General features: G+C 63.5%; 10 protein-coding genes and 2 pseudogenes. 2 read left to right on the top strand and 10 right to left on the bottom strand.

The window, feature by feature from the left end; all coding sequences use genetic code 11:
• Nucleotides 1-244: pseudogene (locus ACESNG_RS05690) on the bottom strand (3-methyladenine DNA glycosylase); the annotation flags it as partial.
• A gap of 121 nt (nucleotides 245-365) precedes the next feature.
• Between ACESNG_RS05690 and ACESNG_RS05695 the strand changes: the two are divergent.
• Together ACESNG_RS05695 and ACESNG_RS05700 are read left to right on the top strand one after the other, a co-directional pair.
• Nucleotides 366-620, top strand: a complete 255-nt coding sequence (locus tag ACESNG_RS05695; protein ID WP_373061171.1) for a GlsB/YeaQ/YmgE family stress response membrane protein — start codon at nucleotides 366-368, stop codon at nucleotides 618-620.
• 224 nt (nucleotides 621-844) lie between these two features.
• Nucleotides 845-1,432, top strand: a complete 588-nt coding sequence (locus tag ACESNG_RS05700; RefSeq protein ID WP_373061170.1) for a type 1 glutamine amidotransferase domain-containing protein — start codon at nucleotides 845-847, stop codon at nucleotides 1,430-1,432.
• Between the two features lie 55 nt (nucleotides 1,433-1,487).
• Here ACESNG_RS05700 and ACESNG_RS05705 read toward each other — a convergent pair whose 3' ends face one another.
• The 9 genes and pseudogenes from ACESNG_RS05705 to ACESNG_RS05745 form a co-directional block, all read right to left on the bottom strand.
• The gene (locus ACESNG_RS05705; protein ID WP_373061169.1) at nucleotides 1,488-1,808 is read right to left on the bottom strand and encodes a hypothetical protein; all 321 of its coding nucleotides are present in this window, start codon (nucleotides 1,806-1,808) and stop codon (nucleotides 1,488-1,490) included.
• 6 nt (nucleotides 1,809-1,814) lie between these two features.
• A complete protein-coding gene (locus ACESNG_RS05710) occupies nucleotides 1,815-2,063 on the bottom strand; it encodes a hypothetical protein (RefSeq protein WP_373061168.1) in 249 nt (82 codons plus the stop codon).
• Nucleotides 2,064-2,376: 313 nt separating this feature from the next.
• Complete coding sequence (locus tag ACESNG_RS05715; protein WP_373061183.1) at nucleotides 2,377-2,832, bottom strand: DUF305 domain-containing protein; 456 nt, start codon at nucleotides 2,830-2,832, stop codon at nucleotides 2,377-2,379.
• Between the two features lie 238 nt (nucleotides 2,833-3,070).
• Entirely contained in the window at nucleotides 3,071-4,423 is a 1,353-nt protein-coding gene (locus ACESNG_RS05720; protein ID WP_373061167.1) for a DUF2254 domain-containing protein, read from the bottom strand.
• Nucleotides 4,424-4,628: 205 nt separating this feature from the next.
• A complete protein-coding gene (locus ACESNG_RS05725; protein WP_373061166.1) occupies nucleotides 4,629-5,099 on the bottom strand; it encodes a hypothetical protein in 471 nt (156 codons plus the stop codon).
• Between the two features lie 65 nt (nucleotides 5,100-5,164).
• Nucleotides 5,165-5,557, bottom strand: a complete 393-nt coding sequence (locus ACESNG_RS05730) for a type II toxin-antitoxin system VapC family toxin (RefSeq protein ID WP_373068143.1) — start codon at nucleotides 5,555-5,557, stop codon at nucleotides 5,165-5,167.
• Nucleotides 5,554-5,808, bottom strand: a complete 255-nt coding sequence (locus tag ACESNG_RS05735; protein ID WP_373061164.1) for a type II toxin-antitoxin system VapB family antitoxin — start codon at nucleotides 5,806-5,808, stop codon at nucleotides 5,554-5,556. The genes ACESNG_RS05730 and ACESNG_RS05735 overlap by 4 nt, the downstream gene beginning before the upstream one ends.
• Nucleotides 5,809-5,920: 112 nt before the next feature.
• A complete protein-coding gene (locus ACESNG_RS05740) occupies nucleotides 5,921-6,493 on the bottom strand; it encodes a hypothetical protein (RefSeq protein ID WP_373061163.1) in 573 nt (190 codons plus the stop codon).
• A pseudogene (locus ACESNG_RS05745) lies at nucleotides 6,490-6,700 on the bottom strand (hypothetical protein); the annotation flags it as partial. The gene ACESNG_RS05740 and the pseudogene ACESNG_RS05745, both read right to left, overlap by 4 nt.

Below are 6,700 nucleotides of genomic sequence, written 5' to 3' on the forward strand. Positions count from 1 at the left end.
CACGATACACGGGCCCGGTGAAGCGCTCGCGGGCCTCCGGGGTGTCGACCAGGAACTCATGCGGCGCGGGGTGCCATGCCTCCAACTGCCCAGCCGAATATGTGTAATACTGGAACAGAAAGTCGTACACCGGATGCGCCTCCCCGCGAGCCCGCCGCTCTCGGCGTGGCCGCGTCCACTGCTCCACACGCTCGAGGTGCGCCAGTGCGCGCGCCCGCCACTCGACCTCCGTCATCGCGGACATAGCCGCACGAGGCGTCGGAGGGATTGGAGTTTGAACCATACCCTAAGCTATCCGCGCGGTGGCGTGAACATTGCCACTCATATCGCGCACGGCTGATTCATCATCTTTCCGGAGCGCTTTCATGGACCTCGTGACCTGGCTGATCGTCGGACTCGTTGCCGGCGTACTCGCATCGCTACTCGTCGGCGGTGTCGGCCTGATCGGTGACATAATCGTCGGCATCGTCGGCGCCTTTATTGGCGGCTGGATCTTCCGGCAGCCCGGGGTGAGCACACCCTTCTCCGGACTGGCCGGCGTGATCTTCACCGCGTTCATCGGTGCCGTGGTGCTGCTGGTAATCCTGCACCTCGTATCCGGAAGACGCCGGACGATCTGAGCCGTCGCCTGAGTAAGCACCTTCTTCCATTCCTCACGCGGCTTCAGGAGCTTGCGAACGGTACCTGTCCATTCTGGCGCGTGCCTGCACTTTGGTTGGACGTGTATGCATCACCGGAGCAGGCGTTCGGTGATCAGTGAAGGCAAAATCCGTGCATTCGGGGCGGAACAGATGTTGCAGCACTGACTACTACAACGACCGCAAATTCACACAGGAGGCAACACATGGCTGTTTTCGATATCAACGAACATCAGTACAATCTCTCCAATCGCAAGGTCGCAATCCTGGCTACCGATGGGTTCGAGGAATCAGAGCTCATGTCACCGCTCGCGGCGCTCAAAGCGGCCGGCGCGAACATCAGCATTGTGTCCATTGAGAAATCTGCCGACACCATTCGCGGATGGTCGGATGGCAAGTGGTCGGAGAAGACCGTCACGGTGGATGGTACGGTACCCAGCATGAAGGCCGAGAGCTTTGACGCGCTGATGTTGCCAGGTGGTGTGATGAACCCTGACATGCTGCGCATGGACGCGGACGCGGTGTCCTTCGTGCGTGATTTTTTCTCCGCCGGCAAGCCAGTGGCCGCGATCTGCCACGCACCGTGGCTTGTTGTCGAGGCGGGTGCAGCGAGCGGTCGACGCATGACTTCCTACCCCTCGATACGCACGGACGTGACGAACGCCGGGGCAACGTGGGTGGACGAAGCGGTGGTCACCGACCAAGGACTCGTGACAAGCCGCAGTCCGAAGGATCTCGACGACTTCAACGCCAAAATGATCGAGGAATTCTCCGAGAGTGCGCACGCGCGTTGACAACGCGTGAGTGCGCGCAGACTGTGCGCGGGGCTCGCTGCGGCACGACGGGCCGTCACTCATTGTGATGCGGCTGACGGCGGTGCTCGTCTGGCGACGACGGCCGCGCCGTCGCCCGCAGGCGCTCCGAAAGGCGCTCCAGCAGCGTCTCCACCCGTTGGTTGAGCGCGGCCTTTTCTTCGCGCAATGACACCATTTGCGCAGCGCCGGCGAGCTCGCCATCACCTTCCTCGGCCTCGCGCGCCACAAAGAAACTCGCGATCGCCGCAGTGGCGTATCCGAATACGGCGAAGCCGTAGATCGCGAGCAGGAGGTCCAGCAACCCACCTTCGGGTGTGAGCGGAAAGAAGTCTGCACCCATGGTGGTGATCGTCATCGCCGTTCACCAGAGCGCACTGCCGTACCCGTCGATCCCGCCGCCGATCCTCTCCCGTTCGAAGGCGAGGATGCCGGCCGCGCCGAGCAGGTTCACGAGCAGGTTCACGAGCAGGTTCACGAGCAGCGTGAGGGCTGGAACGTAAGAGAGCCCGCAGCGGCCCATCACGCGGTCGAGCGTGCGTATGCCGCGGTTCGCCGAGCTGACGACGCCAACGAGCCGTATCTTGCGAGCCGCGCCTATAGCTCGCACCACGCGCGCGATCCGTACGATGCGGAGCGCGGGAAGTACCAGCGAAATTGTCGTCAGCCAGTGCTGCGCAGGTAGGCAACCTTGCGCGGCGCGATGATGAACTCGATCAGGAACTACAGCACGAAGAGCGCCCAGATCACGACGTTGCGCGTCTCGAGCACCGGCGATAGTCCGGCGGTCAGCTCCACCACGATCAGCACGAGCCACACGAACGCAAGCAGCGTCATTGGACGCTCGACGGCTTCCCCGATCTGCCTCAGCAGCTGGAAGCGCTCGTTCGCAAGCTCCTCGCGCTTCTCGGGCGGCGGGCGCGTAGCTATCGCTGCTCCAGTTCGCGGATGAGTGCTTCCATTTGGCTGATCTCCCGGTTCTGCGCCACGATAATGCTGTCGGCCAAGGCGCGCACTCGAGGGTCGCGTATTTCTGCGCGCGAGCTCGTGAGAATCGCGATCGAATGGTGCGGAATCATCGCTTTCATGTAGGCAACGTCGCCGATCGTCGCCTGACTGCGTGCGAGGGAGAGTGCGACAACGAAGACGACGGCTGCCCCTCCGAAGATCGCCCCGTTCACCGTCATGTTGCGGTACATGCCCATCATGAATGCCAACATGACCACCGTCATCATGGCGCCCATGTAGAGCGCCATCAGGAAGCGCGTGTCAGCGAACCACAGATGCTCCGGCCGGTACACCAGCGAGTACATCAGGACGAACATGATCGCGGTGGACGTCGCGATCATCGCCGCAAATCGGCCGTACGAACCATGCAGCATCTGGTCCTTCTTATGCCCATTCGTTGCCGCCTGCTCGCGGCGTGGCGCTGCATCCCCGGGGTGGGTGGCGATCGGTTTCACGATGTCGTCTCCTCGTCAGTGGACCCTTCAGTGTGCTGAGATCCTGCGCGAAATCCGGGCCACCTGACGCCGCCAACGCTTGGTTCGGTGGAAACAGCCCGCGGTCTCACCGAGGTCGTAATCGATGTGCTCGTTTCGGGTGTCGGAGTGGTTCAGGTCAGTGCGGTCCCGCACGGAGCGTCGTGCGCGTTTGCTCGACGAGAGCAAGAAGACGCGTGCGGTCGAACTGCAACGGCACGTGCCGCGCCGCTTCGGCAATCCGCAGGATCTGATCACCAAGATCAGCGCGACGCTCGTCCTGCATCGGGCACCTGGCAACGGTGGCGATCGTGGTCAGCAGGCGGGTCAGGGCGCTGACGTTCGTAATCGCGCTCTGACGGATTTCATCGAATGCCAATTCCAGCAGGGACGCAAAGGTCGGCGCCGGGGCGAGGACGCGCACGACGCCGCGTACGGCGCGAGCCGTCGAGACGTCTGGCCGGCCCACGACGCTCACGAGAATGGCGCCAAGGTGGTCAATGCAGGTGATCGCCGTCGTCGTGTCGTTGATGCCGGGAGAAAGGGCCTTGAGCGCGATGTCGACGAGTTGTCGAATGCCGAAGGCGGCGTCCTGATGGACCGTGCGATAGCTGCTGATGGTCAGCACCCCCGCCACGTCGCGGAGGTCGGAGGGCGCAAGCGGCACACCCTGTCCTGAAACGGGTGACGGCGCCACCCACACGACCGGATGACCCTCAATCACGAAATCCCCCACGGCGGGCACGAGCCGCACCACGACGTTCATCGATTCGGCGATCTCCAACAGCCCGTTGTTGTCGATCGACTGCACGTAGCCTGTGACGCGGGCAGCCACCGATTGCCACGCACTCTCGGGCACATCGTCGATGTACGCGTTGTCGAGAGTTCCGTTGCCCATCGGTTCGCCAAAGCTCGCGGGAAAGGCGCGGCTAACCGCCACGAGTGTCTCAGCCGTGATCCGGTGGATGATGGTAGAGGCCTGCAGCGCATTGGCGATGTGATGCACGAAGAAAAGCAGCATGCCGACGCTACCGATCGCGAGCGCGATACCGAGCACGACCGCAAGTGCCGGGAGGAACCGGCCCTCGTCGCCGCTGCGAATGGTTCGCACGACGAGGATGCAGTACGCGAACATCCCGACGTAGACGCCCAGGACCGTCTGATTACCGCGGTCGCGCATGAAGTTGCGCAGAATGCGCGGGGTATACTGCGTCGACGCCTGCGTCACCGCGACCACGGTGAGCGAGAAGGTGAGTCCGGCCACCGTGATCATCGCGCCCGCGATCGCCGACAACAGCGCCCGGGAACTGTCGGCACTCGCCCCGAACACGCGCGGGAATCGCGCCAGCGCCTCTGCATCGACCAGCGACGATATCTCGACCATGACCACGGCCAGAGCGGACATGAACAGGGCGATCAGGCTCGGGATGAACCAGAGCGTGTCGGTCAGCCGTATGAAGAAGTTCCGGAGCTTGCGGAGCATGATCGGCATGGCGGGAAGTGAAACGTGGTCATCAACGTCTCGAACACGCGCAAATAGTCCGCCACCCTGCAGACGCCGACCCTGGTCAGACCAAGCGTGGCGGTGTAGTTCACCGACCTCAAGGTCAACCGAGCGCGCTGCGCGTACAGGGCCGGCGTCGGCGCGTCGACCAGACGACGGTCGAGCAAGCGAGCACCTGCCGCGCCCGGTGCACTCAGCGCGAGCGGGTACTGGCCAGATCGCGGCGTAGGGGCGCGTGCCTGAGTCGACGGTACCGCCGCAGGTATGCGACATCAGCCACTCTGTCGTGCATGAGCTGCCGGACGTAATAGTTGACGTGCTCGACGTAGGCGAATGCCAGGATGGCGAGGCTCCACGCCCGGTCGGCGGTTCCAGCCCTCTGGTGCCCGACGTCGACGTACAGAGCGGCCAGTCCGATGACCCATGAGTTTGTACGTCGCAGGCACGTAAAGACCGGAGCGAACCACGCGGCCGCATCTCCGCTCCCATGCCACATGACCGCGACAAGTGAAGGGACCAGCGCCACATTGGCGAGTTCCCAGTTGCGCAGAGAGTTCAGGCGCCGTCGTACGACATCGGCGATGGTCGTCACGATCCCATGCTCGTTGGAGGGCTGCTCATTGAGGGCGCAGGGCAGATCGTAGTCACGGCCTCGCTGCGCCATCAGGGTGACATCGAGGCCGGTCTGGAGTTTGGCGATGAGGGCTCGCCTTTGACGGCGCTACGCCGTCACCATGTCACGACTGCGATATCCGTTTGCGCGAAGTCATTGCCGGTGGACAGCAGCTGATCATTTCGAACCGCGGCGAGTGCGTAGCTGAAGCAATCACCGAAGTTCAGCGCGGCCCCGTGTCGCCCTTTGCCGAATCGAACACCGGCTTCCTGCGCCACCGCGCACTGCTCGGCGTCGACCGAGACCAGCTCGATGTTCAGGTGACGCAGCAGTGCATCGAGATCGCTTCGTCCTCCGTCGCCAAGCCGACCGCCCAGCACAAGACACGCTTCGACGGCTGAGGCGACCGACATGAGGCGCGTGGGCGCTTGGTGCAGTTGGTGGAGCAGATCCAGCGCATTGGGTTCGTCCATGGCGATGCTCACCACGACCGACGTATCGACGATCACGTGGGCGTACCGTCGTTACCGTAGCCGATGATGTCATCCGCCGCGCGGGCGTCGAGCACCGGACGCTCGCGGATACGCTGCTGTACACGCTGTATGGGCAGCAAGTACTGCGTGAACGAGCGGGCGGCGTCGAGGCGCTGCAACCGCTCCTCGAGGGCACGGGTAATGGCTTGGGTAATTGATTCGCCAGTCGCCTCGGCGAGCGTTCGCGCCAACCGTTCGGCTTCTGGGCTCTTAAGGCTGATGGGCATGATTAAGGGCTAAGAGCGAAAGGTTCAGAGCAGAGAGAAGAACTACACCGATACAATGATGAAAGGTATACCCACGAACGAAAGCTATCAATTCTGTGCTCCGTCACTGCGATCAGGCTGGTAACCAGCGCGGTGCCCACCACGCGTACACCGCGGTCCCCGCCACCCCGGCCATCGTGAGCGCGATCATCGCGATGCCCGTCTCCCGTTGATCCGACGCGCCGTAACTCGTACACAGTCGCACCGGCGCATCCAGCAACAGCATCCCGATCGTGGCCGTCATCCACGCCATGTTGCCGATCACGAACGTCCGCACGATCGCACCGGCGACACGCCAGGAGGACAGCGCAATCGCCCCTGCCGCTACGAGTGACAGGACCTTCAGTGCATCGATGGCGGCATACTCGACCGCGGCGTCGAGTGCGCGGGGCACCATCCACGTGGCCAGCACGCCGCTCGCGAAAAGCAAACCGGCCCCGCCCTGCGCGTTCCATCCGCGCCACGGTGCACGGACGTCCCCACGCCACGGCACGGCGTACCCCAGCAGCATTCCCGCCCCGAACAGCAACGGCAGCTGCATCAGCATATGACGCTGCATCGTCTGCTCGAGCGGGCTGCGCGCGACGATGGCCACACCCACTGCACTCACCGCCAGCACCGCCAATACCACCCGCCCCGTACTCATCGTCGGTTCGTTCGCGCACGCCAATGCATCTCCGCCACCTCGAGCGCTTCGCCGATCGCGTCGAAGGGAAGGATCGCCACCAGTCGCCCATCGGGGTCGACCACATGCAACGCCGCGTTGTGCACGAACCCGTTCACGCCATCGTCGATCACGCGTACACCGAACGCCTGCAACACCGCAGGCAGCGCGTTTGAATCAGCCACGGTC

The sequence above is a fragment of the Gemmatimonas sp. genome (assembly GCF_041689975.1).
GTDB lineage: Bacteria > Gemmatimonadota > Gemmatimonadetes > Gemmatimonadales > Gemmatimonadaceae > Gemmatimonas.